The organism is Agrobacterium sp. rho-13.3, assembly GCF_033957765.2.
In the GTDB taxonomy this organism is placed as follows: domain Bacteria; phylum Pseudomonadota; class Alphaproteobacteria; order Rhizobiales; family Rhizobiaceae; genus Agrobacterium.
This window is the reverse complement of the sequence record NZ_CP192775.1, coordinates 399,624-425,597: the sequence shown is the minus strand read 5'-3', so window position 1 is coordinate 425,597 and position 25,974 is coordinate 399,624. Positions and strand designations below refer to the sequence as shown.

The following is a 25,974-nucleotide window of genomic DNA, read 5'->3' as shown; positions in this document are numbered from 1 at the left end:
CAACGCATCAATCGGCCAACCGATTGAACTTGGGGAGAACAATAGTTGCTTCTGCACCCCCTTCTGAGCGGTTGCGGATCAAAAATTGTCCGCCGTGGGCATCTACGGCGCGCTTTACCAGCGATAATCCTATCCCTTTTCCTTCTACGTGAGCCGAATTGGACCCCCGCACGCTGTGCTTGACAAGGTCATTGATCTGGCCATCTTGGATACCAATGCCATCGTCCGTGATCTTCAGATGGACTTCATCCCTCACGCAAAATACCGCAACCTCAACCTTCGTAGATCCAAGGGGAGCGGAGAATTTCGCTGCGTTCTCAAGAAGATTGATAATGGCGAGCCGCAGCATCTCTTTGTCGGCGAGTATCCAGGCCCTTCTCGCTTCCACGCTCACTGCTAAATTGATTTTCGTGCCAGGAAGAAGGTCACTTGCATCTGATAATGCGGCCTCTGTCAGATCAGCCACGCTCGTATCCACCAAGTTTGGCTGATAACTCGGCCCTTGTATCTTGCTTCGAGTCAGGTTGACTTCAAGCACTTCGACTAATCGCATAATTCCGCCGTTGGCGCGGTTCAATCTCTCACGATTGGACCCATCGCTCTTCGGCAATGTCAGTCGAATGCTTTCCAGATTGGTACGTATTACGCCAAGAGGTGTTCGATACTGGTGCGAAATAACCTCCATGAAACGAACTTGCTGCTCCTGTGCCTGCAACTCTGCATATAGGGCAACCTCCGCTACACGCTTCGCTGCCTCGAGTTCCTGCGTTCTCTCTCGAACGAGATCGTTTGCTCGATGTTCGGCAACATTGGCCGCCAGAAGAGCGCGACGATCAGCCTCTCTAGTTGCAGCCTCCGCCTTGCGAAGCCTGACAGCGAGCGACCCAGTCAGCAATGTGAAGTGCATGATGCTGGTTGCTGCGTAGGAGCTGGCGACCCAACCCGGCAATGGCAAAATGCCGTAGCGCTGACTATTGGTCACGATCAGACCAGCCCACAGCAAACCAAATGCTGCAAAGTTCAAGCCCTGTTGAGCGTCGCGCGAACGGTAGAAATCCAGAAAAGCAACGATCACCGCCAAAGTTGTTAGAACCAGAATAACTGGACCGGCCACGGTTACAAAATAACGATTCACGCCTGCGAAAACGCATGTAACGCCAACAAAGCCAGTAATTGCAGTAAAGCGGCAATAAAGGTCAAGCCGTGGGTAACGATGTCGAAGCTCAAGGATTCCAGCAATCGATAGAGCGCCCGCCGCTAGGCCCAACCAGGACGAACTGCTGGTCAGATAGTCGTTACCTAGTCCACCTTCGCTGAAAAACAGCAACCGCGCTAGCCCGAGGCTACCGAAATAGGTCGAGCTTACCGCCAATATGTCCAGCGCAAGAAATAAATAAAATATCTTCCGATCAAAATAAAAGAATAAAAATTGGATGACAAGCAATATACCCATGCCACCGAACCACATACCACGAACTATGTTCTGAATAATCGATCTATATTCGTAGTCGGATGGAGACAACAATTCCGCTGAGACATTCAGACTCGCGTCTTGGTTCCGCGCACGAATGTAAACTACAGTCGTCTCGCCAGGTTGCAGCTCAAGAGGAAGTATGTTTGCCGAGGTATTGAAGTGTACCTGCGAACGCGGCGAATGATCGCCCATCTCATAGCGATTGAAGTCGTCTGTATTTTTGCTCTTTCCTTGCAAACCCACATAGACCTCTAGTTCGTCTGTGAAGTTCGGTGTGAGTGAAAGAAGCAGATTTTGCGGATGTTTCGCCTGCGGAGACGGCGCAAGAGCAAACCGCATCCAGGCAGACGTTTGCACAAAACCGAGATTGATGTCGTGTCGCGCGATCGGTGAGAACAATATCGGCTGCCGCAGGATATCCTGCAGAGTTACAGAACTATCTTGGACAAGGGCAACATCGATATAGCCATCCAGGGGCAAAGAACCGGACATTTCAAGTGGCACGTCACGAACTCGAATTTCGGAACTGCCGCTGTCTGCGCGGACGACTACCGCGTTGAAAATCAACGCCATTATCAGTGTTAAACAGACTTTGAATATCGACATGAGTCACATAGTGCGGGGACGAAAGACCAGACTCCGTTGGGGATGAACGACCGCTTTATCCATCATTCGGAAATGTCACTCCCTTGCCGTCGCGCTACGAGATGAGATTGTCAAGTCCGGTTGGGCATGAAGTGGACGATGCGACTTTCAAGCCGCGAACGGTGAACCATCTTGTACGGACACATGAGGTTCACTCACTTCCGGAACGTCTCTGTTGGAAAAGGGATCGCTCGCTTTTCCTCAACCGGTCTACATCCGTGGACGGCTGTTGCCGTCACAGCACGCGTTCCGTTCCAAAGCGTTCCAACTCGTTCCAATTGCGTCCTGTCAGGAATGGGCGAACCAACTTAAGAGTTCGACTAGCTGCATGGTCGCAACTCAATGAACGCATATTTGACGGAAAACCCAGAGAAATGATTGCTAAAACAGCCGCAGCTTTCTGTGCAAAGAAGTCATTTTTCTTGAAGTCATTTCTAGGATTGCTGTTGCGGACAATCCTTTTTTCCACATTGTCTATATTTGGTATCGGGGCCAACTCGTCTCCCGCATTTGCGTTATCAAGCGCTTGCGAAACATTGAATAGCAACACCGGAACCACAGCATATTCAAAGATATTCAATGCCTCGGATTTTGGGGCCGGAGAGTCTGTTACCGTGTCATTTACAGATAACGGCACGGACCCAAAAACTGTGCCGGAAATCAACTCCGGGCAGATCAGACTGAACAGTTCGGACAGTAGCACTGTATTTTACCGATACTCGACATACACAGGCTTGGCCGGACAATATTCCGGTAGTCACACTGCCCTTAGCACCAACGGGCTTTCAATCACGGTCAACTCAAGAACCTTTCTGAGCCCGGTAACGATCGTGTGTTCCGCACCGGTTTCACAACCGACCCTGAACGACGTCACACCGAACACGGGAACTGCTGCTGGCGGCACCTCCATTACCATCACCGGCACCAACCTGACGGGGGCAACGAGCGTCACCATCGGAGGCGTGGCCGCGACAGGCGTTACAGTCCTATCCTCCACTACCATTACGGCAACAACACCTGTCCATGCTGCTGGCCTTGTCGATGTCGCTGTCACCACATCGGCCGGCTCCGATGTTCTGGTCAACAGCTTCACCTATGTCGCGCCAAATCCGCCGGTCGCCAACCCGGTGTCAGCAACAGTTGCATCCGGTTCACCTGCAAACCCGATCACACTCAACATCACCGGTGGCCTGGCGACTTCCGTCGCGGTCGATGCCGCTGCCAGCCATGGCACCGCAACCGTATCTGGTACAGCGATCACCTACACGCCGACATCAGGATATGCAGGTCCCGATAGCTTCACCTATACCGCCAGCAATGCCGACGGAACGTCTGCCGCAGCAACTGTTTCCATCACCGTCAGCGCCGCCGAACCGGCACTGACCGGCATCACACCCAACACAGGCACAACGGCTGGCGGCACCTCCATTACCATCACCGGCACCAATCTGACGGGGGCAACGAGCGTCACCATCGGAGGCGTGGCCGCGAACAACGTCACGGTTGTTTCTTCGTCCTCAATTACCGCAACGACGCCGGCCCACGCCGCCGGTCCCGTCAATGTCGCCGTGACCACACCTGATGGTGCTGACGTTCTGGTCAACAGCTTCACGTATGAGGCAGAGCCAATCGTTGTTTCACCGTCGAGCGGAACGTTGCCCGAGGCCACGTTGGGAACAGCGTATAATCAGGCACTGTCCTTGAACGGTGGAACCGGGCCGTTCACATTCGGAACATCTGGATCGATGCCCGCAGGCCTCAGTGTCCACCCCGCTACAGGGGCTATTTCAGGAACGCCGACCGCCACTGGATCCTACAGTTTTTCGGTTATAATCACTGATGCGAATCATACAACCGGCTCCGCAACCTACGCGCTGACAGTCAATCCTCCATCGGCCAGCTTCGTGTTCACGCCGTCCGGTGGCGTTTTGAAGGAAGCCATGGTGGGCGAAGGCTACAGCCAGCCGATCAGCGCAACGGGCGGAACTGGCTCGCTGGTCTACAGCCTTTCCAGCGGCACTCTGCCAAACGGCATTACGCTCAACGTCTCTACCGGCGAACTGACCGGACCTTTGGGATCGGATGCCGACGACAAGGATTACCCTCTCACCATTCAGGTACGCGATGGCAATGGCGCTACTGGAACGGCGAGCTATACGCTCACCGTCAAGGCGCGTGCCGTAACGGTGAGCGACAAGGTTGTTGACGTCGATGCCGGTTCCTCACCTGCCGATGTTTACCTCAACCGTGGCGCCACCGGCGGGCCGTTCGTTCGGGCCGACATGACCTTCGTGGAGCCGTCAAACGCTGGCACTGCAACAATTATTCAGGGACAGCTGGCGCAGAGCGGACCCGTCACGACACCTGTGGGCTGGTATCTTCAGTTCACGCCAAACCCGGCCTACAAAGGACAGGCCCGCGTCGGGTTCAGACTGACCAGCGCACTGGGGATCTCCAACACCGGCACCGTGACCTATAACATCGTCTATGATGCGCAACAGGTCGCTTCCGATACCGACCGGTTGGTCCGCAGCTTCGTCAGCAGCCGCCAGAACATGATCTCCTCCACGATCCACGTTCCCGGCCTGCTGGAACGGCGGCGGATGACTGAGGCGACCGATCCCGTGACCTCCCGTATGGCGCCTTCCGAAAACGGCATGACGGTCAGTTTCTCCACCAGCCTCGCGCAGATGGAATCGGCACGCGACAGCACCGATGGCATCGCCGGCGGCTATTCGTCCGCCTTCAACATCTGGATCGACGGCGCCTTCCTGGCCCACAACGACAAGGACATCAACGGCGGCAAGTGGGGTAGCTTCGTCATGGTGAATATGGGAGCGGACTATCTGCTGAATGAAAGGGCGTTGCTTGGCTTATCGTTCCATTACGACTACATGACCGATCCAATGGACGAGGACGCGAAATTGAAGGGCAATGGCTGGCTGGCCGGTCCTTACGCGTCCTTCGAGATCGGCAAGGGTGTGTTTTGGAACGGCAGCCTGCTCTATGGCGGCTCGTCCAATGACATCGATACGCAGTTCTGGGACGGCTCGTTCGACACGAAGCGCTGGATGGCGGATACCTCGATCGAGGGCCAGTGGAATCTCGGCAACGATACGACGCTAACACCGAAGCTCAGGGCCGTATATTTTTCCGAAAAGGTCGAGGACTACACTATCGGCAACGTTACAGGCGATACTATCACCATTGATGGCTTCAACCAGGAGCAGTTCCGTATCAGCCTCGGTACCGAGATCATCCGCTCCTTCACGCTAGGAAGCGGCGCAACAATCAAGCCGGGTCTCGGCGTGACGGGCGGCTTCGCTGCTCTCGACGGCTCCGGCGCGTTCGGAACCGTAAAAGCAGGCGTGTCGCTGCAAACGGCAGATCTGTGGATGCTCGATGCAAGTCTGCTTCTCAACGTAGAGGGCGAGGGTCAGAAATCCTTAGGTGCCCGGGTTGCTGCGAGTAGACAATTTTAACTGATACAATTTTCTGGCGCCAAAGGCCTTATCCAAATGTTATTTGAAGGAGCAGAGTTTAATGTCTGGCGAAGACTTAAAAAAAATACAAGGACACAGCTCTCGATACTCGTTATGCGGCATTGGTCGAACGATCGCGTGAGCATATCATAAGAAGAACTGAGCTAGAGCTTAGTGAGGTAGGCCGTGAGCTACAGACGAGGGGGCTCAGCTTCGAAAAGAGGCTGCCGATGATAACTGTATGGCGAGACATCTTTTCGCTATCTGGCGATAAAGCTGTCACGAGCCACGTCGATTCACTCAATTCCAACGAGACGAATATTGCGCCAAGATCGACGGGGGTGGTGGTCTGCGCTTGAGTTTGATCTGCTGTTATTGGCATGATTGGCCTCCAGAGAGTTTTCGAGCGACCTCACTCTGCCACAGTGCTGGCTGCTGCTCACCCCTGATGCGATCTCAAGAGCTGCAATCGCGCCTTCATCATCGGTTTGACAAACTTTGCCATCAGCGGGTATCTTGAGACATCAAGGAGACTCAAATGGCGACGATGAATGTATCCCTGCCAGATACCATGAAAGATTGGGTAGAAGCACAGGCCAAGACGGGTCGATACTCGAATGCGAGCGATTATGTCAGAGACCTCATCCGCAGAGACCAAGCCCGCACGGACAAGATTGCCGAGATGCAGCGCTTTGTCGACGACGGGATTAGAAGCGGAGTTGGGAGCCGTTCAAGGGACGAGTTGTTTGCTGCAGCCACCTCTCGAGCGGAGATCAGCCGCGGACGCACTTGATGCGATTCAGCATTTCGGTCCAAGCGGAAGAGGATATTGTTTCCATTGCAGAAGAAGGCATTCGCAACTTCGGAGCACTGGTTGCCAAAAGATATAACCATGAGCTTTTTGCCTTGCTAGAACTCATCGCTACCAACCCAAGAATGGCGCGCGAACGCCATGAGATTTCCCCTCCTGTCAGGATTCATCCGTTCAAGGCTCACCTTGTCGTGTATCGCATCATTGAAGACGGAAGCATATTCGTGATCCGCATACGGCACGGCCATGAAGATTGGGCCGGAGATTCTTTCTAACCAACCCCTTCGCTGAATTCATAACATACTAGTCGCGAGTGCGTATCCCATCAAGGCGACGAATTTTACAAGCTCTCTGTGTTCAGGCCCCCGCAACCAAATAATTCCCCTGCAATACCAAAAAAGCCCCCTCGTGGGGCTTTTTGCGTTCTTCGCCTTCAATCGACGTGACTCTTCCCATAAACTCTTCCAAGGCCGCCCCTCATTGGGCAGCGCCAGCCTCCTTTTGCCATATCCACACCTAAGAACCCCAGCAAGAGCCAAGAGCAAAACGATCGTCAGGGCAGAGACAGCGCACGCGAGATCGATGCGGAAATTCCTAGGTGAGAATTGAAGGAGCGCAATTTAGCTCAACGTGCACGCAACCTATATCGGTGGATCACGATCTGACAAGATTTGAGGCTTGGCGACGGATATCCAGTTGCCGCGGCCTTAACTCAGACCTCTGAGAAAAAAGTCAAGTATAGCCCAATATAAGTATACTGCGTACATCTATAACGAGCGCTTTTCGTTGTTTAGTCAATTTTTAGTAATGCCGCAGAATATGGGCGTAAGGACGAGTTTATCGCCGAGGCGAGGCAATAATTCAATTAATTTTCTATTTTGAATATCATTAAAGGTTAAATACATCTTTTTATTGTACAAATCTATCTGTCAGGTTTTAATTATTAGATGGTAATTTATGATTTTTATACAATAAGTTAGCGTCGTTTTTCTCTAAAAGTTAATGATCAAATTCGAATATTCGTCAATTATCCAGAGATTGACGTTGAATATGCTTAATAATTTGTTATGGTCTAAAGCATTCAAGGAAAATACAAGTTAAAAAAACGGAATTCGGAGCATGAAGCTTTCTCGGATGTCGTCACCACTTGTTCAGAAATATAAGGTGCTAAACGGTTATTGCCGTAATCGAACCATCTTATGCATGATCTTCGCCGTGACTGGTCCACTCGCTTCGGTTGCGCAAGATTTGTCTGCCTGCACTGAAACCGTTTTGCCTTCGTCAATCGGGGAGCTCTCGCAGACCCAAGTTCTGCGAGATGTTATTCGTTCGGGCGATAAGCTCAATCTCGCCTTTTACGAAAGCTTAGGATCGGAGGAGGATCGATGGGGCGCTTCCAAAGGTTCGGGTCCACGTGGCTTTTATCAACGCCCTGAACTCAGCGCCGAATATACGGTCGAGGCGGACGGGGCTATTTCACTTCCACTTCTGGGTCGATTTCCGGTTCGAGGGCTTCTCCCAGCTGCGGTGGAATCGTCCCTCCTCCATTCCTACGAAAACCTTGTCGGTAGAAAAGGGTTCGTGAACATCGTCAAGATCGAGCATCAGCCGATCTATATCAGCGGGCCGGTTCGCAATCCCGGGTCATTCAAATATGTGGATGGCATGACCGTCATGCACGCCATAGCCCAGGCTGGCGGCATGACAGCCAAGAGCGTCGAACCTTGGCAACGTGTCGAAATCGCACGCCAGATAGAGCGGCTCAAAACGGGACTGACCGATCTGAAACGGATTTCCTCACGAACCGAGGTGCTGAGGGGCGTACGGGATTCCGTGAAAGTTGCCAGTATTGATACGCCTGTTCTCGGCGTCGATCAGGATGCTCAGCGGCTGCTGAATGAAGAGACATGGCAGCGGCAACTCGTAACAACAAGCAGAGATGCTCAACACGATAGCTATGCAAAGGCCGTTACGAACGCTCAGGCCGATCTCGATTTGCGTCAAGCGCGCGTCGGCAATTATGACGCCACCATCCGGGTCCGTCAGGACAGGTTGGCCAGTGTCGAAAATCTGGCCAAGAACAAACTGGTCACCAGCATCGAACTAACCCGCGCGCAGAGTGAACTGACAGAGTCGGAAGATCGAAAGCAGCAGGCCATAATCGATGTCGAGAGCGCCAAGCAGCGACTGGCAGCAGCGAAACAGGATCTGGATCGTGACCGTATCGAAGGCAAGATCGAGATTGAAAAGTCGGCAGCTGATGCAGAGAAAACCTTGTCCACCGCGTTGAAGACGACCGAGAGCGATCTTGAAATCTTCCGCGCCATGGTTTCATCGAATGATGCCGGTGATATCGCATTCGAAATAGTTCGGGCTGGACCGGATGGAGTCGTTGTCGAGCCAGCCACTGAGGAATCGGTGCTACAGCCGGGCGATCTTGTCAAAGTGCATTGAAATCTAGTGCATTCCTTTCCCAAGCGGGAAAGCACGTCCTCCCCTCCGCCAAGGCGCTCAGGGGCATTACCTATTTTTGACTTATCGTGCGTTTTAAAAACGCCATGGAGAGGTATTGTGTCATGGAAGCTCTACCCTATTCAAACTCCGTCGTGTCGGCTCAGGTTCCGATGTTCGCGATGCCGAAGATATCATTGGTCATTCCGACCTTGAACGAGGCGGAAAACATCAAGCTACTGTTGCCCCGCATACCGACATGGGTACACGAAGTCATTATCATCGATGGCCGCTCGACAGATGGAACGCCTGATGTTGCCCGAAGCATACGTCAGGACGTCAAGATCGTGCTTCAGCCCAAGAAGGGTAAAGGCATCGCCCTGCGAACGGGTTTCGAGGTGGCGTCCGGCGACATGATCGTCATGCTTGATGCGGACGGCTCGATGGATCCGGAAGAAATCATTCTTTTCGTTGCAGCCCTTGTCGCCGGTGCGGATTTCGTCAAGGGATCGCGTTTCATGCAAGGCGGCGGCACCAGCGACATGACCGTCATCCGTCGTTTCGGAAATCTCGGGCTGACATTCCTCGTGCGGATGCTTTTCGGCAGCTCTTTCAGCGACCTATGTTATGGCTACATGGCCTTTTGGAAGCGACATGTTTCATTGCTGCGTGCCGATTGCGATGGCTTCGAGATCGAGACGCTGATCAATTTGCGGGCGCTGAAAAGCAAGCTCAAGGTCATGGAAGTGGCGAGCTTTGAATCAGAGCGCATTTTCGGCGTCAGCAATCTACACGCTCTTCCCGACGGCTGGCGGGTTTTGAAGACCATCATTCGGGAGCGCATCAGCACGCCGATCAGCGTGCAGGTCCTTGAGCACCGCATCTCTTGAGGGTCGAATGAGACTGGAGACAGCATCATGCGCATCCTCATGCTGAGTGCCCGATACCTTCCTTTTATCGGGGGAACTGAAACCCATGTCAGAGAAGTGGGAACCCGCCTTGTACAAAAGGGGCATTCGGTAACGGTGTTGACCGGCGATCCTGACGGTCTTCTGCCCGAAACAGAAACACGGGATGGAATTCAGATCGTCAGGATGAAAACCTTCCCCAAGGGACGGGATTGGTGCTTTACGCCAGGTATCTTCACAGCCATCAATGACAGTGGTTGCGATTTGATTCATGTTCAGGGCTACCATACTTTCTTGGCACCTTTGGGAATGATGGCTGCGCTGCGGAAGCGCCTTCCTTTCGTGGTCACGTTTCACAGTGGTGGACATTCATCTCGATTTCGGTCGTCTATGCGGCGTCTACACCACAAAATGCTTGGGCCTTTGGCCTCCCGCGCGGCGCAACTGATTGGGGTGTCGCAGTTTGAGGCGGATTTATTCAGTAGGAATATGGGGATCGCAAGAGACCTGTTCACCGTCATTCCTAACGGCGCCCGGCTGCCTGAAACGTCCGGTCAGCATCCCGCTTCTCGTCATGGCGGGCCTCTGATTATTTCGCTCGGCAGGCTGGAGCGTTATAAAGGTCATCATCGAGCGCTTGCGGCGTTTGGTATTCTTGCGACGAAGTTCCCGGATATGCGCCTCCGGATTCTCGGAGAAGGGCCTTACGAGGCAAGATTGCGTGAGCAGGTGGCACAGCTCGGGCTGGGTGATCGTGTCGAGATTGGTGCAATACCCCATGCCGACCGTTCGGGAATGGCTGATCTTTTATCCTCGGCGGCTCTGGTGGTGCTCCTCAGTGATTATGAAGCGCATCCCGTGGCGGTTATGGAAGCTCTTTCCGTCAAGGCGCCGGTACTGACCACCGATACATCCGGTTTTCTGGAGTTGGCAGCGAAGGGTCTTGTGCGCACCGTTCCGCTCAATGCGCCGGCGGGCATTACCGCACGGGAAATGTTGGCCACCATGGAGGTGGGGCCAATCTTTACCGAAACGAAGTTGCCGGATTGGGAAGAATGCACAGACAGCATTCTAAAGGTTTACAGGCGCGTGCTCTCGCATCCGCGACAGCCGGAACCGCAGAACGGCCCCGCACGGCTTGGAGAGCTAAGGCATGACGATAGCTATTGATGGGGATCCGGATAGGGTAGGTAGGCTCAAAAGGTTCTACATTCCGCGCCTCGATTTGTGGATCGCGGCCTTCCTCGGGCTGCGCAGAAAGGACAGTGTCGTCCGTGATGTGTCAGTCGCATCTTCGCTGGGACTATCACCGCTTTTCGCCTTCATTTCCAGTTGCGCCCTTGTTTTGGCAGCCGAGGCGGCGAACGCCAATCGTTTGGGAGATGGCTGGGCGGTTTCGGGTTTTTACGCCGCGATCGCCATGATCTTCCTGCCCGCAGCTGCACGGATCATCCATCCCGCCGCCAGCCGGCTGGAGCGACTGTCGCTCATCGTCACCATGACCTCAGCCTTTTTTCTGGTGCGCGTCATTCGCGCCCCGGTCGCTTTCATCGACCATGACGAATTCCTCCACTGGGCGACGGTGAATGACATTATCGAAGCGGGACGACTGTTCCTGCCCAATCCGCTGTTGCCTGTCAGCCCGCTTTATCCGGGGTTGGAAATCATAACGTCCGCTCTGGTGAACCTGTCGGGATTGTCCGTTTTTGCAGCGGGGCTTGTCGTGCTTGCTGTGGCGCGCATCATGCTGATGCTTGCTATGTTTCTTCTGTTCGAGAAGATTACGGATTCATCCCGGATCGCTTCCATCGCCTGCCTGATCTACATGGGCTCTTCGGCGTTTCTGTTGTTCGATGTCCACTATTCTTATGAGAGCCTGGCGATCCCAATGCTCGCGGCTGTACTGCTGTCTTCGGAAAACCGCTCCGTAGAAGGGGATCGGGTCGCAAGCTGGCGAACGGTTTTCGTCACTATTGTCTTGATCGCTGCGCTCGCGACCACTCATCATCTCACGTCCTATTTCTGTATGGTGCTCTTATGCATCACGGCGGTGATGGAATGCCTGCGACGCGGCGCATCCGACATGCGCAAGCGACAGGCAATCCTTCTTGCCTTTGTCGCCGTTGTTGTTCCGCTTGCCTGGTCGAAGATCGTCGGAAATCCAGCCAGTAACTACATCCTGCCGGTCCTGGCGGGCGGCTTACAGGAGGTCGCCCAACTCGTACTGGGCTCTAATGCCACTCGCCAGCTTTTCGTGTCTGACACGGGAGCATTGGCACCCCTATGGCAGCGCTATGTGACGATGGCAGGTGTTGCATTGATATGCCTCGGCCTCCTCACCGGATTTCTTCGCTCGCTCGTCTTTAACGGGCAACGTCGGGATGTGAGTATCCTTTGGCCGCCGACCAGATGGCGCAGGTGGCGGTCTAGTCTTCTTGTCGTGCTCATCCTCATCACGCTGGCCTATCCCGTCAGCATTATCTTCCGCCTGACGCGCAGTGGCTGGGAGATCGGCAACCGTATCGGCTCACTCTCATTTTTCGGCGTCGCGATCGTGGTTGCTATTGCCATCGTGGCGTTTTGGGATGGCGCGTCACGCAGTTGGGTCCGTGCAACGGTGCTTGCTGCCGCTGCGACAATGGTTCTGCTTGCCGGTGTCATCAGTTCCGAGGGGCCGCGTATATTGGTTCCATCAGGCTATGAGGTGTCGTCCGACTCTTCTTCGATAGAACCCATGGGGATCAGCGCCGCGAAATGGACACGGGAATGGCTCGGCCGGGATCAGCGTTTTTCGGCCGACCGGATAAACCGACTGCTTCTCTCTACCTACGGTCGGCAGAAGGTCGCAACCACGCTTGAAAACTGGCGGGATACCAGCATCGCCATCACCGCCAGCGATTTCGGTCCGATAGAGCGAAACCTGCTGATTGACGCTGGTGTCGGCTTCGTAATGGTGGACCTGCGCATGACCACGGATTTGCCAGGTGTCGGTGTCTATTTCGATGGAGGCGCTCAAGACCGAAACTATATGAGGCCTCTCCCGTCATCGTCGCTGCTCAAGTTCAATTCAAAGCTCGATATCGACCGGAACTTCGACAATGGCTTCATGGTCATCTTCGACATCGAGCGGCTGGGAAAGACGTCACAATCATCGAGACGAACAGGTGGAGATTTACAATGAGCAGCAGTCTCGACGCGTTCATGTGTGTCCATTCGCGAGACATCGCATATTTCCTCGAAGCGTCTCTCCGCTCCTACCAGCAGCATTTCCCCAGCAAGGGAAATCTCACCCTCGTCACTGACAACCCATCTGCATTAAAGGCCTTTTTGAACGAGAAGGACTTGGTGCCTAACGCATTTGTTACGGGTGACAATGACTGGCTCTCGACCCGAGAGTTGAGACTGCCAGGCTGGTTTCGGCAACAGATCATCAAGCTGCGCGCCTTCGAATTCTGCCAGACCGACACTTTCTGTAATCTTGGCGCCGACACGCTGCTGCTGCGCCCCATCGAGACGACCGATCTGGTCGATCAGGGGCAACCGGTCCTTTATTACTCCAGTCATACGTTGCCTGATCCTCATTATCTTTTCGAGAAAAAGAGGGTGCGCAATGTGGCAAAGATTCTGGATGTCGCGCCGCTGCGATCGCTTCGATATGTCGATTTCATCAACGATTTTTTCTGCTTCAAGCGTGAATGGCTCATCGCGCTCAACGACGTCATCGTGTCGAAATACGGTGCAGAACCTTACGTCAAACTTCTCGAAGGTTTCAGCGTATCAAAAGACCAGACCCGGTTCGGGGAGTGGACACTCTATTCTGTTTTCATACTCGATGTGATGAAGCAGTCCCCGACGGTGCGTGACGCACGCGGCGCCTATCTGACGCAGATCCACAGCCGGCTTGGCCTCGCACTGAGTACGCTGGACAGCAAGATCGTTCATCTCGTTGCAAAATCCTTCGATCCTGACGCGATACGGCAGAAGCTGATGAAAGTGAACCCGGCTGCCGCCCAGATCATCAGCGCTACCACATGGACGGACACGGGAGAAAGCTACAGATGATGGTCCGCCATATCCAGCTGTCAGTCATTCCGCCATGGATTCTTGCCGTGGCGCTGGTCGTAATGTGGAAGCCCGAGACGTCTTCAATCTTGGAGACGTCATTGCGTCTGGCACTTTGCGCACCGCTTGTTCTCTATTTTCCAGGCAACATGCTGGTGGACATCATGCGAATCGAGGGTGATACCGTCACAAGGGTGACTTTTTCGGTGTTCCTGAGTTTGGCGGTCTGTCTTTTTTCGGGTTTCGTGCTGAACGTGATCGGCCATCTTGATGCGCGAGGCTGGGTGTGTGTGCTTGGCCTGACAACGATGGTCGCATGGTGCCTGAACATCGTGCTTTTGCCGACAAGGCAAGCTGCGATTGTGTCATGGGCGTGGCCCGGCCCGCGCTTCGTGATATTCGTTATGTCTGGAATTCTGGCGACCGGCTCGGTTCTTATGGCGCGTCCATCCGCGCTTGAGCGCAAGCCTTTTGATTTTACCGAGCTCTGGATGGTGCCCCAATTGAGCTGGACCAACAATGTCGTGACGATTGGCGTGCGAAATTCGGAAGCCGGCAGCACGCTTTATGGCGTAGACCTCGTTTTGGGCGACACTTTGATTGCAAAGATGCCAACATTTGAACTGGCACCGTCTGCCAGCCAAACCTTCGAATTCTCCGTGCCGATGAAAACGCACACGCCTCAACGGTTGGAAGCCTGGCTTTATAAGGATGGCGACAGGGGAACGATCTACCGTAAGGTCTGGATGACCGTCAACGCGTTACAGTCCCCGGCATTGACCGGGAATAGCCCCTCAGATCGACGATTTGGAGACGAGCAATGCGTAATGTGCCGCAGCCCACGCCTGATAAATGCGAAACGGCAATCGTCATCTGCTGCTATTCCGACAAGCGCTGGGACATTCTGAACAAGGCGATCAGATCGGCAATGCACCAAATACCGGCAGCAGACGAGGTCATCGTCGTGGTCGACCACAATCCAGGGCTGGCGCGACGCCTGCGCGATCAGGCGTTTGAAATCCCTGTCAGGATCGTTGAGAGTACCCATCCGCCTGGGCTCTCAGGTGCCCGCAATACCGGGATCTCAGTCAGCAGCAGTGAGATCATCCTGTTTCTTGATGATGACGCCATTGCCGACCAAGACTTGCTGGCGACACTGGTTCGGCAAATGGCGCATCCCTCCGTTATGGGCGCCGTCTCAACTATTCGTCCCTTATGGGAAACGGAGCGCCCCTCCTGGTTTCCCGATGAATTCCTGTGGACCCTTGGCTGTACTTATCTAGGCCTCCATCCGGGACCGGTGCGTAACCTTATCGGCGCTTCGATGTGCATTCGCCGCTCCGTCTTTGATCATGCTGGCGGTTTCGATTCCGGCCTGGGTCGCACGGCCAAGGCGTTGCCATCAGGGTGCGAGGAAACGGAGCTTTGCATCCGTGCACAGAAGGTTTTGCCGCATGCCCGGTTCGTTTACGATCCTTCAAGCGGCAGTGATCATGCCATCCCGGCCTCTCGCGCAACCTGGAGATATTTCCTTTATCGGTGCTGGGCGGAAGGTCTCTCAAAGGCCAGCCTGTCATTCATGGCAGGCACTGGAAAAGCGCTGACGTCGGAAAAGACTTACATGGTGAAGACATTGCCGCGAGGGGTTATGCAGGGGTTTGCCGATGTGTTGAGCGGGCCGCCGGGCGGGCTTCTGAGGGTCGTTGCGCTGGCTTCTGGCCTCACCGCCACCGCAGCCGGTTTCGCTTTCGGCCGGACCCGAATTGCCCTTTCGAGATCGCCCGCTCTAGCATTCAAACCGCTGGAGTAGTCATAATGACCGTCAACACCGCCATGCAAAACGTCCGCAAACTCTTTATAAGCCAGGCGGTTATGCTGCTGAATGCTGGCATGTTGGGGCTCGGAACATTGCTGACGGCCATTCTTGGCTTCGTATACTGGTGGTTCGCAGCGCGTTCCTTTTCCGCTGAAGCCGTTGGGCTTGCCGCGACGGCCATATCGTTGATGAATCTGCTCGCGCACCTCAGCGAAATTGGTCTTGGCCCTTTTCTGATGGGTGAGATCAGCCATCAGAGACAACCGGGTTCATTTCTGACCGGAGCCCTCCTTGCCACGTTTAGCGCCGCCATTGTGGTGGGGCTGATTTATCTTGGCATCGCGATTTACACCTCCACACATCTTGGCTCGATCGTCAGTTCCTCTGCTAGCGACCTGTTCTTTGTTGCCGGTTGCGCCTTGACGGTTGTGACCATCGTGCTTGATCAGGCTTTGGTCGGCCTCCTGCGAAGTGGCCTGCAATTGACTCGAAATGTGTTTTTTGCTGTCACCAAGCTCATTCTTTTGATCGCCCTTGGACTGACAATCGGCCGGTCAGCGAGCGAAATGGCGATATTTGCTACTTGGGTCACTGGCCAGTTCGCCTCTCTGGTCATGGTGGTCGGGCTGCTTGTTTACGCGGGGACACGCGTTTTCCACCGGCCGGAAATTCGCGTTTTTCAACCCGTGATCAGACATGTTTGTGGCCACCACACACTGAGTATTGCGGTTCAGGCGCCGGGGCTGCTGCTGCCGTTTGTCGTCACAGTGATGCTGTCCCCGCAGATCAATGCCGCCTTCTATGCAGCATGGACATTGCTGAACGTGGCGCTTCTGGTTCCTGCATCCCTTGCCTCGGTGCTGTTTGCCATCGCGGCGCGGGATATGGAGCTGTTTCCCGTGCGCTTGCGCCTTTCGCTCGGCTTGTCTGTGTTGGCTTGCACGGTGACAGCCTTGGCTTTTTTCTTCTTCTCGCGCTTCATGCTTTGGATTTTCAATCCGGCTTATGCTGTTATTGCAGGAAACAGCCTCCAATTTCTTGGCATTGCTGCGTTTGGAATGACGGCGAAGTATCATTATCTGGCTGTTCAACGGGTCCGGCGGCGGCTCGGCGTGGCCACGCTCATACTGATTGGCGGCGCTGTGCTGGAAATCATCGCCGCGGTGATCGGCGCACGATTCGGTATCGCAGGCACGGCCAACTTCTGGGTTGCCGCCGTTTCGCTGGAAGGTCTTCTTCTCTGCCCAGCCTTGTATTGGGCCACGCGCGACATCGCGAAGCCTTCCACGACTGTACCATCTGCGGCTGATGGTCTCGCCACAAACCTGGGGGAAACGGGCCAAAGAGGATTTGCGTCGCAGAACTGAAAGGGAGCTTCCTCGTATGCGGCATACTCACCACATCCGTAATGTCTGTGTCGGCCTCATCGCCTTCTCGCTCTTCTGGGCTTTTCAACCCGGGCCGGAAGACGCGCAATCAGCCGGGCGGCCATCGTTCGTCACGACAAAAGATGGTGGTTTTTCACTGGATGGCAAGCCATTCCGGGTGGCCGGCGTCAACAACCATTATCTGGCATTCGGCTCCTCGGGCGAAGTGACCCGCGTGCTGGACGACGCCACGGCAATGGGTGCCAACGTGGTGAGAACGTTTCTCCAGCCGGTTATCGGGTCGCTGGACGGCAAGGTGCCGACCATCTGGAATTCGAAAAGCACGTCCGATTCCAGCAATCTGGGAACGAACGGCATCTATATGATGAGTTGGGATACGATTACGAACCGAATGGTTTTTAACGATGGACCGGATGGGCTTCAAAAGGTCGATTATCTCATCGCAGAAGCGGGAAAACGGAAGCTCAAACTCATTCTCGCACTTGTCGATTTCTGGGCATATACCGGCGGCGCGCAGCAGATGAGTGCCTGGTACGGGAGTTCGGACAAATACACTTTCTTTGCCGCTGATCCGCGAACGAGAGCCGATTACAAGTCATGGGTTCGTCACGTCTTGTCGCGGGTCAACACGATCACCGGCGTTCGTTACTCCGATGACCCAACCATCTTTGCCTGGGACTTGGCCAACGAACCTGACATCCATCCGCCACCTCTGCTTCATGACTGGCTGTCCGAGATGTCCGCTTACGTCAAAACCCTTGCGCCGAAACAGCTTGTGACGACCGGCCATGGGAACATGGATCAAAAGTTGTCGGATATGAATATTCCAAGCGTCGATTTTGGCACTTGGCATGGCTATCCATCCTATGTCCAGATGAGCCATTCCGACTTCGATGCTCGCATTCGCGAATATTGTGAGATTGCACGAAATGTCGGCAAACCCGTTATCCTGGAGGAGTTTGGAGTTCCAAGATCCGATCCGGATCAGGCGAATGCCTATGAAACCTGGCTGAACACGATCGCCACATCGGATTGCGGAGGTTGGGTCGTTTGGCGACTTGTGAGTAAACAGGATTCGGGCCTCTATCCAGAAGATGACCACGACAAATTCGATATCCATAATGATGGGGGTCGCACCTGGCAGGTTCTCCAAGCCGCCGCCCTCAAGTTTAGACAGTAAGCCGACTGGTATGATTTGGCCCGCAGCTGTGTCTTCATTGTATGTGTGGGCGGAGACTGGATGGCTGTACAAGTGTCTTCGATATCGTGGCGAGCTTTCTGGAGACCAAGGGCCAGCTCGTTGTTGATGAGAGGCGCACGCTGCCTCATTGAAAGTCTTACGAGGATCGTGAAAAGCCGGTGAACCTGACGGTATGTGGCTGGCTCGGTTGATACGCAACCAAATTTGACCGATCAGCATTCAACTTTCCAACATTACTCACGTGTGCTGAACGTGGCGTAAAAAATCTCGAAGCCTCGCGGCGAACTCTCGAAGCATTGGCCTGAGTATTGGGTTTCAGATTTGATCTCGATTGCATATCCCACGAGCCATCATACGGTTTGAAGATCGCCAAACGAGCTTGCTCCACGGCACCAAGCGATGCCGTGGAGCAAATGGTTAGCGCCAGCCGAGTTCCGGCGCGACATATTTCAAAATAGAATCAAGGACGTGCACATTGTAGTCAACGCCCATCTGGTTCGGGATCGTCAACAGCAGCGTATCGGCTTCGGCAATCGCCTCGTCCTGCGCCAGTTCCTTGATCAGTACGTCCGGTTCTGCCGCATAGGAGCGCCCGAAGATGGCGCGTGTGTTGGCATCCAGATAACCGATGCTGTCGCTTTCCTTGGCTCCGCTGCCAAAATAGGCGCGGTCGCGGTCATCAACCAGCGCAAAGATGCTGCGGCTGACGGAGACGCGGGGTTCGCGGTTGTGACCGGCTTCTTTCCATGCCTGGCGGAATGCACGAATTTGCGCGGCCTGCTGGAGGTGAAACGGCTCGCCTGTTTCGTCGTCCTTCAATGTCGAGCTTTGCAGGTTCATACCCAGTTTGCCTGCCCAAACGGCAGTTGCGTTGGAACCGGCACCCCACCAGATGCGGTCGCGCAGACCTTCCGAATGCGGCTCCAGACGCAACAGGCCGGGAGGATTGGGGAACATCGGACGCGGATTGGGCTCGGCAAAACCTTCGCCCTTCAGCACTTCGAGAAAGACCTCGGCGCTGTTGCGGCCCATATCCGCATCGCTCGCACCTTCTTTGGGCTGATAGCCGAAATATTTCCAGCCATCGATCACCTGTTCGGGCGAGCCACGGCTGAGGCCAAGTTGCAAGCGACCATTGGAAATAAGGTCGGCAGCACCGGCATCCTCCGCCATATAGAGCGGGTTCTCATACCGCATATCGATGACGCCGGTGCCGATTTCGATCTTTTTCGTTCTGGCACCGACAGCGGCCAGCAGTGGAAAGGGTGACGCGAGCTGACGCGCGAAGTGATGGACGCGGAAATAAGCGCCATCGACACCGATCTCTTCGGCGGCAACGGAAAGCTCGATGGATTGCTGCAACACGTCCTTGGCGGTACGCGCCTGCGAATGCGGGCCGGCGCTCCAGTGACCGAAAGACAGAAAACCGATCTTCTTCATGATAATTCACCTGAATTGCATATGTTTCGTTGCCGAACATATAGTGCGCAATTCAGGGAATGAACCGGTGCGATTGTGAACAGTCTGTTCAGGCCTAGGCGCGAACGACATTGCCGGTGGAATGAACATGGCCACCCTCTGGCACATGTGCATCGACGATGGCGCCTGCGAGCTGCCGGAAACTCACCATACCCAACACCTCGCCAGATGCATTGGCGACGGCGGCATCGTCCTGACCGCTGAGTGACAGCAGGCGCATGGCCTCCTCGACACTCGTTCCTGCCATGACCTGCGGACCACTGAGCGGCAGGCCGGGCCTGATCGCCGACATGATCGCCTCGACATTGATGACACGACCACGGTTCACTTCCTTGACGAAGCTGGCGATATAATCATCAGCAGGGCGCAGCACGATGTCTTGACTGCTGCCCTGTTGAATAATCTCTCCGTCGCGTAGTATGGCGATCTGGTCACCCAAACGAAGCGCCTCATCCAGATCATGGGTGATGAAGACGATGGTTTTTTTGATTTCCTTTTGAATATCGAGAAGAACGGTCTGCATGTCGGTGCGGATCAGCGGGTCGAGCGCCGAATAGGCCTCGTCCATCAACAGCACCGGCGCATCGTTGGACAATGCCCGCGCCAGCCCGACGCGCTGTTGCATGCCGCCGGACAGTTGATTTGGAAACCGCGTTTCGAACCCTTTCAGCCCAACACGCTCCAGCCAGCGCATAGCGATGTCGACGCTTTGCGCCCGCGCCATACCTTGGACTTCAAGACCATAAACCGTGTTGTCCAGCACGTTGCGATGCGGCAAAAGGGCGAATTTCTGGAAGACCATGGCGGTCTGGTGGCGGCGAAAGGCAAGCAACTCTGTCCTATTCATCTTCACCACATCGACACCATCGACCAGCACCTCGCCGGCCGTCGGATCTATCAGCCGGTTGATGTGGCGGATCAGCGTGGATTTACCGGAGCCGGACAGACCCATGATGACCTGAATGCAGCCCGATGGTATATCGATGTTGATATCCCGCAGTCCAAGAACGTGGCCGTATTTCTCGTTCAGTTCCGTTTTCGTCAGTCCTTGTCTGACGGCGTCGATATGGGCTTCCGGCTTCACCCCGAAAATCTTGTAGAGATTGCTGATCTTTATGCCGCCAAAAGCTGTGTCAGCCATGGGCCATCTCCTGATGTTTCTGGAGCCTTTTGCCATAGGCCTGGCTGATGCGATCGAAGATGATGGCAATGCCGACGATTGCAAGGCCGTTGAAAATACCGAGTGTGAAATACTGGTTGGCGATGGCCTTGAGAACCGGTTGGCCCAGACCCTGAACGCCGATCATGGATGCGATGACGACCATGGCAAGCGCCATCATGATCGTCTGGTTGATGCCAGCCATGATGGTGGGAAGCGCCAGCGGCAATTGCACCTTAAAAAGTTTCTGCCAGCCGGACGAGCCGAAGGCATCTGCCGCCTCCAAAACATCCCGGTCCACCAGCCGGATGCCCAGATTGGTGAGGCGGATCATCGGCGGAATGGCGTAAATCACGACCGCGATCAGGCCCGGTACCCTGCCGATGCCCAACAGCATGACGACGGGGATCAGGTAAACGAAGCTCGGCATGGTTTGCATGACGTCAAGGATGGGATTGACCACGCGCTGAAAGCGATTGGAATGCGACATGACGATGCCGATGGGAAGGCCGATGGTGATGGACAGAACCGTACAGACGAAGATCATCGAGATCGTCCGCATCGTATCCGTCCACATGTCGAAATAGCCGATGGCCAGAAGTGTCAACAGACACCCCAGCACGATTTTGGCGCTGCGACTTGCGGCCCACGCAATGCCCAGAATAATCAGAATGATGATTGGCCATGGGGTTTGGGTCATGAACCGCTCTGCCCAGATCAAAAACTGCTGTAACGGCGAAAAAAAGCCCTCGATGCTCCCACCCCAGGCGCGCGTGAACTCACGAAAACCGTCATCGATCATCTTTTTCAGATTGCGAAGCGTGTCGTCGTTCATGTGCGGAAACTTGTAAAACCAGTCCATACAATTCCCCTATGATCGCGGCGACATGCGACTGGGTTTGCCAGTCGCATGTCCATTTGCGTGGATGCCTGACGGCTGGTCAGGCAGCAGGGAAGCTCGTCAGAGCGAAGCCTTGATCTTTTCCGCAGCGTCGGCAGAGACCCACTTGGTCCAGATATCGGGGTTTTCTTTCAGGAAATGCTTGGCGCTGTCTTCGCCCGTTGCCTGGTTGTCCGTCATCCAGGCCATCAGCTTGTTGACGGTGCTGTTGCTCCATGACCGTTTGTTGAGGTAGTCCATAATTTCTGGGCCAGCCTTTTCCGAGAAAGGCTTGGCAACCAGCGTGACGACCTTGTCGACTGGCCATGCGTTCGGCTTCGGATCGGGGCAATCGGCAACCGTGTTGCAACGTTTCCATTCGGCTGCGTCGGCGGCGACACCGGGCTCAAGCTTCACCATCTCATATTTGCCGAGAAGGGCGGTCGGTGACCAGTAGTACCCTACCCATGGCTGCTTGCGCTCATAGGCTTTGGCAATTGACCCATCGAGACCGGCGGACGAGCCGCTATCCACGAGGGTGAACCCAGCTTTTTCGGCGCCGAATGCCTTATAAAGTTGAGCCGTGACGACGGTGCCGCCCCAACCCTGCGGGCCGTTGACAATGGCACCCTTATCAGCGTTTTCAGCGTCCGGAAAAAGCTTGGGATTTTTGAGGAGGTCGCCGATCGTCTTGATGTCCGGGTGGGCGTCGGCCACGTATTTCGGTATCCACCAGCCCTGAATGCCACCATCGGGCAGGGCGGTGGCGGCGACAACGAGTTTGCCCTCATCCACACCGCGCTTGACCACTTCCGGCAGCGTATCGGCCCATGCTTCCGGCGCTATATCCGGTTGGCCTTTTTCGACCATGGAGGTGATGGTCGGAACGGTGTCGCCGATGGTAATGTCGGCGCTGCAACCATAGCCTTCGTTGAGAATGATCTTGTCAATGGCAGAGAGCACTTCGGCACTTTGCCAGTTCATGCTGGCGATGGTGGGGCTACCACAGTCTGCGGCGCTCGACGCGGATGCGCCACCCAGCAAACCGAACACCAGACAGGTCGATGCAATCAGTTTCTTCATATCTGTTCCCTTTATTGGCGACGCTTATAAGGAGGCAAGCCTGCCGCTTGGGTCTGCCCCTGTCGTTGTCTTTGTCTTTGCAAAGTTGAGGCGATGATGGCTTGAAGCTCATCCTCAACCTACACAAAATGCGACGGCAATCCGCCAAACCACGACGGGTCAGGGCATTTTAATCTTCAGGTAACATTTCAGCCGTGGCGGCCTGCGACGTGCAGATCGCTCACTCCGTACTGCTTGATGTCAAAAAAAGCTGAAGAGTTGGCCTTGGCAGGCACGAGAAGCAGCGGCCCCGGCAAAGGGCAGGGCGCTATTGGGGGATTTCGTCCTGGCTGGCATCTGGCTTGTGGGCAAGGTCGTGGACCGTGGCTTTGCTAGACTGTTCTCGCTTTCGGAATATGGGCAACATCGCCGGTCGTGGTTTTTGTCGATGTGGTGATATGGGGCGTCACGTTTCGGCTACTCAAGTTTAATGACGACCTTGCCCTTTGCGCGACCGGTTTCAACATAGGCAAGCGCCTCAGGCATCTTTTCGAACGGGAATACCTTGTCTACGATCGGGCGAAGCGAGCCGTCATCGATCAACCGGGCGATCTGCTCCAACTGGTGGCCATCCGCCTTCATGAACAAGAAAGAATAATGAACGCCCAAACGTTTGGCTTTTTGGCGTACGCTAAAACTCAATAGACGCATGACCGTCTTGAGAAGGATGTTAAGGCCCAAATCATTCGCAAAGGCCGGATCGGGTGGGCCGGAAATGGACACAAGTTGTCCACCGGGCTTCAGGATGGTCAGGGATTTCGCAAGCGTCTTGGGGTCTTGGCTATTCAGGACTACGTCATAGCCCGACACAACCGTCTCGAAGTCTTGGCGCGTGTAGTCGATCACCACATCCGCGCCGAGGCTTTTAACAAGGTCGATATTCCTCGCGCTTGTTGTCGTCGCGACCGTCGCGCCCAAATGTTTGGCAAGCTGGATCGCAATCGTGCCGACACCGCCGGAACCCGCCTGAATGAACACCTTTTGGCCCGGCTTCACCTTGGCGACGTCGACCAAGGCTTGCCATGCCGTCAGCGCAACCAACGGGATGGACGATGCCTCTTCCATCGTCAGCGTGCCCGGCTTGAGCGCGACATCGGCCTCGTCGATCGCGATCAATTCTGCGAACGTACCGACGCGGTGATCCCTCGGACGCGCATAGATCTCGTCGCCGATCTTAAAGCGGCTGACACCCGGGCCGACTTTGACGATGGTGCCTGCGACGTCGTGACCAAGCACAAAGGGCGGGCGGTAGGGCAGGAAAATTTTAAACTCTCCGTCCCGGACTTTTGAATCAAGGAGATTGACGGCCGTGGCATGAACGCGAACGAGGACGTCGTTGGCCTGAACCTGCGGATCCGGCAACTCGGCGAAACGAAGCACGCCCTTTTTTTGGTACTTGTCGACGACATAAGCTTTCACTTGGGGCTCCGGTCTGTTGCTCTTGCCTTGCAAGATTTTGATTTCGCTGTGCCGTTGCACAGGTTCATATTTGTCGAGGGCGGTGACCGCGCTTTGACGCCATCCAAGATCGCTCACATCACCACGCGGCATTGATTCAGGTTGAGGAAGCCGGTGTGTGCGGACGACCTGACAAGACGCGTATTGCATCCCTTCCGGACTGTAGAATGCGGCCCGACGTCTCATTATCTACCGCACGTGCCAACTGGAGCGTCCCGATCAGCGTTGCAAAAATCGCGCATGCCACGTCCTCTTTTGCTTCAACATCTGCCGGCAGCGCTTCTGCGAGCTGGAGCACAAGGGTACGGGACTGTTCGGCATACATGCCGCGCGTCTCTTCCGGCTGTCGCGCAAGCTCCGGCAGCAGTGCCGCAGAGGCGCAACCAAGTCCCGGATTGTCCCGATGTTCGGGTGAAAGGTAGAGATCTACCATACGATCAAGTCCGCCCTCATTCAGCACCTCGCGCAGCCATACGGCTTGCTTGCTCAACGCATCAGACAAGGTTTCCCGCACGAGGTCAGCCTTCGAGGGAAAATGGGGATAAAAGGCGCCATTCGTCAGGCCGGCATCCTTCATAATGGTTGCAAGACCTGAGCCTGCTATCCCATCCGTGCGGAAGCGTTCGACAGCGACGTCGATGATCCTGCGGCGTGATGTGTCTTTTCGGCCTTTTTCATATCGCATGACGGTTTTTTTGGACCCTATTGAATTATGATCATAATACTATTAAATCATCGTAATGCAACTGATCTCTGGACTTAAAATCCAAGACGTTTACGCAAGGGAAAAACATGGACACCCTCAGAACCGCAATTGTGACCGGAGCGTCGTCCGGTATCGGCTACGCCGCCGCCGAAGGTCTTGCCCGCGCAGGTTTCCGGGTTTTCGGAACGAGCCGAAACGTCTCTGTTGTTGGGCCGGAGGGTGTGACGATGCGGGCATGCGATGTGACCGACGACGCGTCAGTGTCGGCTTTGGTCGCAGAGGTGGTGGCGCGCGCGGGGAAGATCGACCTCCTCGTCAACAACGCTGGCATCGGCATGTTCGGCGGCGCAGAAGAATCCTCGATCGCGCAGTCGCAGTCTCTGTTCAACGTCAATGTTTTTGGTGTCATGCGGATGACGAACGCCGTTCTACCGGTGATGAAGCGCCAAGGCGGCGGTCGCATTCTCAACATCGGCTCCATACTGGGTGTTGTCCCGGCACCATACTCTGCGCACTACTCCGCGGCCAAACATGCGATCGAGGGTTATTCCGAGTCGCTTGATCACGAGGTCCGAGCTTTCAATGTCCGCGTTTCGGTGATCGAACCGGCCTATGTCCGCACTGTCTTTGACCAGAACGGCATGGAGCCAGATCAACAGAAGGCAGAATACAATCAGGCGCGCGCGGATGTCGCGGCGCTGTTGCGGGATGTCATGCCAACGGCGGACCTACCAGACGTTATCGTGAAGGTCATCATCAAGGCAGCCAACGATCCCACCCCGCGTCGCCGATACACCGCTGGCAATGCGGCGCGCATGGTGAGCCTACTGCGCCGTTTCGCACCGGCTGGGATTTTCGACAGGATCCTGCGCAAGCAATTCCGCATCGGTTGACCAGATGGCGATGTCGTCCAGAAAATCATGGGCCATTGG

The 25,974-nt window shown here is 55.0% G+C and carries 21 protein-coding genes and 2 pseudogenes; 14 read left to right on the top strand and 9 right to left on the bottom strand.

Features of this window, described 5'->3' with window-relative positions:
* Positions 1 to 7 precede the first annotated feature (7 nt).
* Together RMR16_RS16805 and RMR16_RS16800 are read right to left on the bottom strand one after the other, a co-directional pair.
* Entirely contained in the window at positions 8 to 2,047 is a 2,040-nt protein-coding gene (locus tag RMR16_RS16805; RefSeq protein ID WP_320199816.1) for a sensor histidine kinase, read from the bottom strand.
* A gap of 307 nt (positions 2,048 to 2,354) precedes the next feature.
* A complete protein-coding gene (locus tag RMR16_RS16800) occupies positions 2,355 to 2,822 on the bottom strand; it encodes a hypothetical protein (RefSeq protein WP_320199815.1) in 468 nt (155 codons plus the stop codon).
* Between the two features lie 127 nt (positions 2,823 to 2,949).
* On the opposite strand from RMR16_RS16800, the gene RMR16_RS16795 reads away from it, so the two are divergent.
* On the top strand, positions 2,950 to 5,601 hold the full coding sequence (locus tag RMR16_RS16795; RefSeq protein WP_320199814.1) for an IPT/TIG domain-containing protein: 2,652 nt from the start codon (positions 2,950 to 2,952) through the stop codon (positions 5,599 to 5,601).
* Positions 5,602 to 5,821: 220 nt separating this feature from the next.
* Here the strand turns inward: RMR16_RS16795 and RMR16_RS16790 are convergent.
* Positions 5,822 to 5,983, bottom strand: a pseudogene (locus RMR16_RS16790) (IS110 family transposase); the annotation flags it as partial.
* 156 nt (positions 5,984 to 6,139) lie between these two features.
* Between RMR16_RS16790 and RMR16_RS16785 the strand changes: the two are divergent.
* From RMR16_RS16785 to RMR16_RS16730, 12 genes and pseudogenes are all read left to right on the top strand, one after another.
* Positions 6,140 to 6,394 (top strand): type II toxin-antitoxin system ParD family antitoxin, encoded by a 255-nt coding sequence (locus tag RMR16_RS16785; protein WP_320199813.1) that lies wholly within the window; start codon positions 6,140 to 6,142, stop codon positions 6,392 to 6,394.
* On the top strand, positions 6,394 to 6,687 hold the full coding sequence (locus RMR16_RS16780; protein ID WP_320199812.1) for a type II toxin-antitoxin system RelE/ParE family toxin: 294 nt from the start codon (positions 6,394 to 6,396) through the stop codon (positions 6,685 to 6,687). Before RMR16_RS16785 ends, RMR16_RS16780 begins: the two co-directional genes overlap by 1 nt.
* A gap of 844 nt (positions 6,688 to 7,531) precedes the next feature.
* Positions 7,532 to 7,960 (top strand): annotated as a pseudogene (locus RMR16_RS16775) (polysaccharide biosynthesis/export family protein); the annotation flags it as partial.
* Positions 7,961 to 7,993: 33 nt separating this feature from the next.
* Entirely contained in the window at positions 7,994 to 8,866 is an 873-nt protein-coding gene (locus RMR16_RS16770) for an SLBB domain-containing protein (protein WP_432355356.1), read from the top strand.
* A gap of 122 nt (positions 8,867 to 8,988) precedes the next feature.
* Positions 8,989 to 9,753: a glycosyltransferase family 2 protein gene (locus RMR16_RS16765; protein ID WP_320199810.1), complete on the top strand. Its 765-nt coding sequence runs from the start codon at positions 8,989 to 8,991 to the stop codon at positions 9,751 to 9,753.
* Between the two features lie 24 nt (positions 9,754 to 9,777).
* Positions 9,778 to 10,941, top strand: a complete 1,164-nt coding sequence (locus RMR16_RS16760) for a glycosyltransferase family 4 protein (protein WP_413785998.1) — start codon at positions 9,778 to 9,780, stop codon at positions 10,939 to 10,941.
* Positions 10,925 to 12,952 carry a hypothetical protein gene (locus RMR16_RS16755; RefSeq protein WP_320199808.1) on the top strand — a complete coding sequence of 676 codons (2,028 nt, stop codon included), beginning with the start codon at positions 10,925 to 10,927 and terminating at the stop codon, positions 12,950 to 12,952. The genes RMR16_RS16760 and RMR16_RS16755 overlap by 17 nt, the downstream gene beginning before the upstream one ends.
* Entirely contained in the window at positions 12,949 to 13,833 is an 885-nt protein-coding gene (locus RMR16_RS16750) for a DUF6492 family protein (RefSeq protein WP_320199807.1), read from the top strand. Before RMR16_RS16755 ends, RMR16_RS16750 begins: the two co-directional genes overlap by 4 nt.
* Positions 13,830 to 14,741, top strand: a complete 912-nt coding sequence (locus RMR16_RS16745) for a hypothetical protein (RefSeq protein ID WP_320199806.1) — start codon at positions 13,830 to 13,832, stop codon at positions 14,739 to 14,741. Before RMR16_RS16750 ends, RMR16_RS16745 begins: the two co-directional genes overlap by 4 nt.
* Positions 14,654 to 15,643, top strand: coding sequence for a glycosyltransferase family 2 protein (locus tag RMR16_RS16740; protein WP_320199805.1), 990 nt, complete (start codon positions 14,654 to 14,656; stop codon positions 15,641 to 15,643). The genes RMR16_RS16745 and RMR16_RS16740 overlap by 88 nt, the downstream gene beginning before the upstream one ends.
* 5 nt (positions 15,644 to 15,648) lie before the next feature.
* Entirely contained in the window at positions 15,649 to 17,016 is a 1,368-nt protein-coding gene (locus tag RMR16_RS16735; RefSeq protein WP_320199804.1) for a lipopolysaccharide biosynthesis protein, read from the top strand.
* Between the two features lie 16 nt (positions 17,017 to 17,032).
* Positions 17,033 to 18,217, top strand: a complete 1,185-nt coding sequence (locus tag RMR16_RS16730) for a glycoside hydrolase 5 family protein (protein ID WP_320199803.1) — start codon at positions 17,033 to 17,035, stop codon at positions 18,215 to 18,217.
* 438 nt (positions 18,218 to 18,655) lie between these two features.
* On the opposite strand, the gene RMR16_RS16725 is transcribed toward RMR16_RS16730, so the two are convergent.
* The 6 genes from RMR16_RS16725 to RMR16_RS16700 form a co-directional block, all read right to left on the bottom strand.
* On the bottom strand, positions 18,656 to 19,678 hold the full coding sequence (locus RMR16_RS16725) for an LLM class flavin-dependent oxidoreductase (protein ID WP_320199802.1): 1,023 nt from the start codon (positions 19,676 to 19,678) through the stop codon (positions 18,656 to 18,658).
* A gap of 94 nt (positions 19,679 to 19,772) precedes the next feature.
* Positions 19,773 to 20,858, bottom strand: a complete 1,086-nt coding sequence (locus RMR16_RS16720; protein WP_320199801.1) for a quaternary amine ABC transporter ATP-binding protein — start codon at positions 20,856 to 20,858, stop codon at positions 19,773 to 19,775.
* Positions 20,851 to 21,738 (bottom strand): ABC transporter permease, encoded by an 888-nt coding sequence (locus RMR16_RS16715; protein WP_320199800.1) that lies wholly within the window; start codon positions 21,736 to 21,738, stop codon positions 20,851 to 20,853. Before RMR16_RS16715 ends, RMR16_RS16720 begins: the two co-directional genes overlap by 8 nt.
* Before the next feature lie 99 nt (positions 21,739 to 21,837).
* The gene (locus RMR16_RS16710; protein WP_320199799.1) at positions 21,838 to 22,839 is read right to left on the bottom strand and encodes an ABC transporter substrate-binding protein; all 1,002 of its coding nucleotides are present in this window, start codon (positions 22,837 to 22,839) and stop codon (positions 21,838 to 21,840) included.
* 456 nt (positions 22,840 to 23,295) lie between these two features.
* Positions 23,296 to 24,297 (bottom strand): NADP-dependent oxidoreductase, encoded by a 1,002-nt coding sequence (locus tag RMR16_RS16705; RefSeq protein ID WP_320199798.1) that lies wholly within the window; start codon positions 24,295 to 24,297, stop codon positions 23,296 to 23,298.
* Between the two features lie 136 nt (positions 24,298 to 24,433).
* Positions 24,434 to 25,021, bottom strand: coding sequence for a TetR/AcrR family transcriptional regulator (locus tag RMR16_RS16700; RefSeq protein WP_320199797.1), 588 nt, complete (start codon positions 25,019 to 25,021; stop codon positions 24,434 to 24,436).
* A gap of 107 nt (positions 25,022 to 25,128) precedes the next feature.
* Between RMR16_RS16700 and RMR16_RS16695 the strand changes: the two genes are divergently transcribed.
* The gene (locus tag RMR16_RS16695; RefSeq protein WP_320199796.1) at positions 25,129 to 25,935 is read left to right on the top strand and encodes an oxidoreductase; all 807 of its coding nucleotides are present in this window, start codon (positions 25,129 to 25,131) and stop codon (positions 25,933 to 25,935) included.
* The last annotated feature ends 39 nt before the right edge of the window (positions 25,936 to 25,974 follow it).

Coding starts and splice junctions, on each gene's coding strand:
- RMR16_RS16750 (WP_320199807.1), top strand. CDS start 12,949: ATGAGCAGCAGTCTCGACGCGTTCATGTGTGTCCATTCGCGAGACATC.
- RMR16_RS16725 (WP_320199802.1), bottom strand. CDS start 19,678: ATGAAGAAGATCGGTTTTCTGTCTTTCGGTCACTGGAGCGCCGGCCCG.
- RMR16_RS16765 (WP_320199810.1), top strand. CDS start 8,989: ATGGAAGCTCTACCCTATTCAAACTCCGTCGTGTCGGCTCAGGTTCCG.
- RMR16_RS16755 (WP_320199808.1), top strand. CDS start 10,925: ATGACGATAGCTATTGATGGGGATCCGGATAGGGTAGGTAGGCTCAAA.
- RMR16_RS16740 (WP_320199805.1), top strand. CDS start 14,654: ATGCGTAATGTGCCGCAGCCCACGCCTGATAAATGCGAAACGGCAATC.
- RMR16_RS16695 (WP_320199796.1), top strand. CDS start 25,129: ATGGACACCCTCAGAACCGCAATTGTGACCGGAGCGTCGTCCGGTATC.
- RMR16_RS16720 (WP_320199801.1), bottom strand. CDS start 20,858: ATGGCTGACACAGCTTTTGGCGGCATAAAGATCAGCAATCTCTACAAG.
- RMR16_RS16715 (WP_320199800.1), bottom strand. CDS start 21,738: ATGGACTGGTTTTACAAGTTTCCGCACATGAACGACGACACGCTTCGC.
- RMR16_RS16805 (WP_320199816.1), bottom strand. CDS start 2,047: ATGGCGTTGATTTTCAACGCGGTAGTCGTCCGCGCAGACAGCGGCAGT.
- RMR16_RS16735 (WP_320199804.1), top strand. CDS start 15,649: ATGACCGTCAACACCGCCATGCAAAACGTCCGCAAACTCTTTATAAGC.
- RMR16_RS16730 (WP_320199803.1), top strand. CDS start 17,033: ATGCGGCATACTCACCACATCCGTAATGTCTGTGTCGGCCTCATCGCC.
- RMR16_RS16780 (WP_320199812.1), top strand. CDS start 6,394: ATGCGATTCAGCATTTCGGTCCAAGCGGAAGAGGATATTGTTTCCATT.
- RMR16_RS16785 (WP_320199813.1), top strand. CDS start 6,140: ATGGCGACGATGAATGTATCCCTGCCAGATACCATGAAAGATTGGGTA.
- RMR16_RS16710 (WP_320199799.1), bottom strand. CDS start 22,839: ATGAAGAAACTGATTGCATCGACCTGTCTGGTGTTCGGTTTGCTGGGT.
- RMR16_RS16700 (WP_320199797.1), bottom strand. CDS start 25,021: ATGCGATATGAAAAAGGCCGAAAAGACACATCACGCCGCAGGATCATC.
- RMR16_RS16745 (WP_320199806.1), top strand. CDS start 13,830: ATGATGGTCCGCCATATCCAGCTGTCAGTCATTCCGCCATGGATTCTT.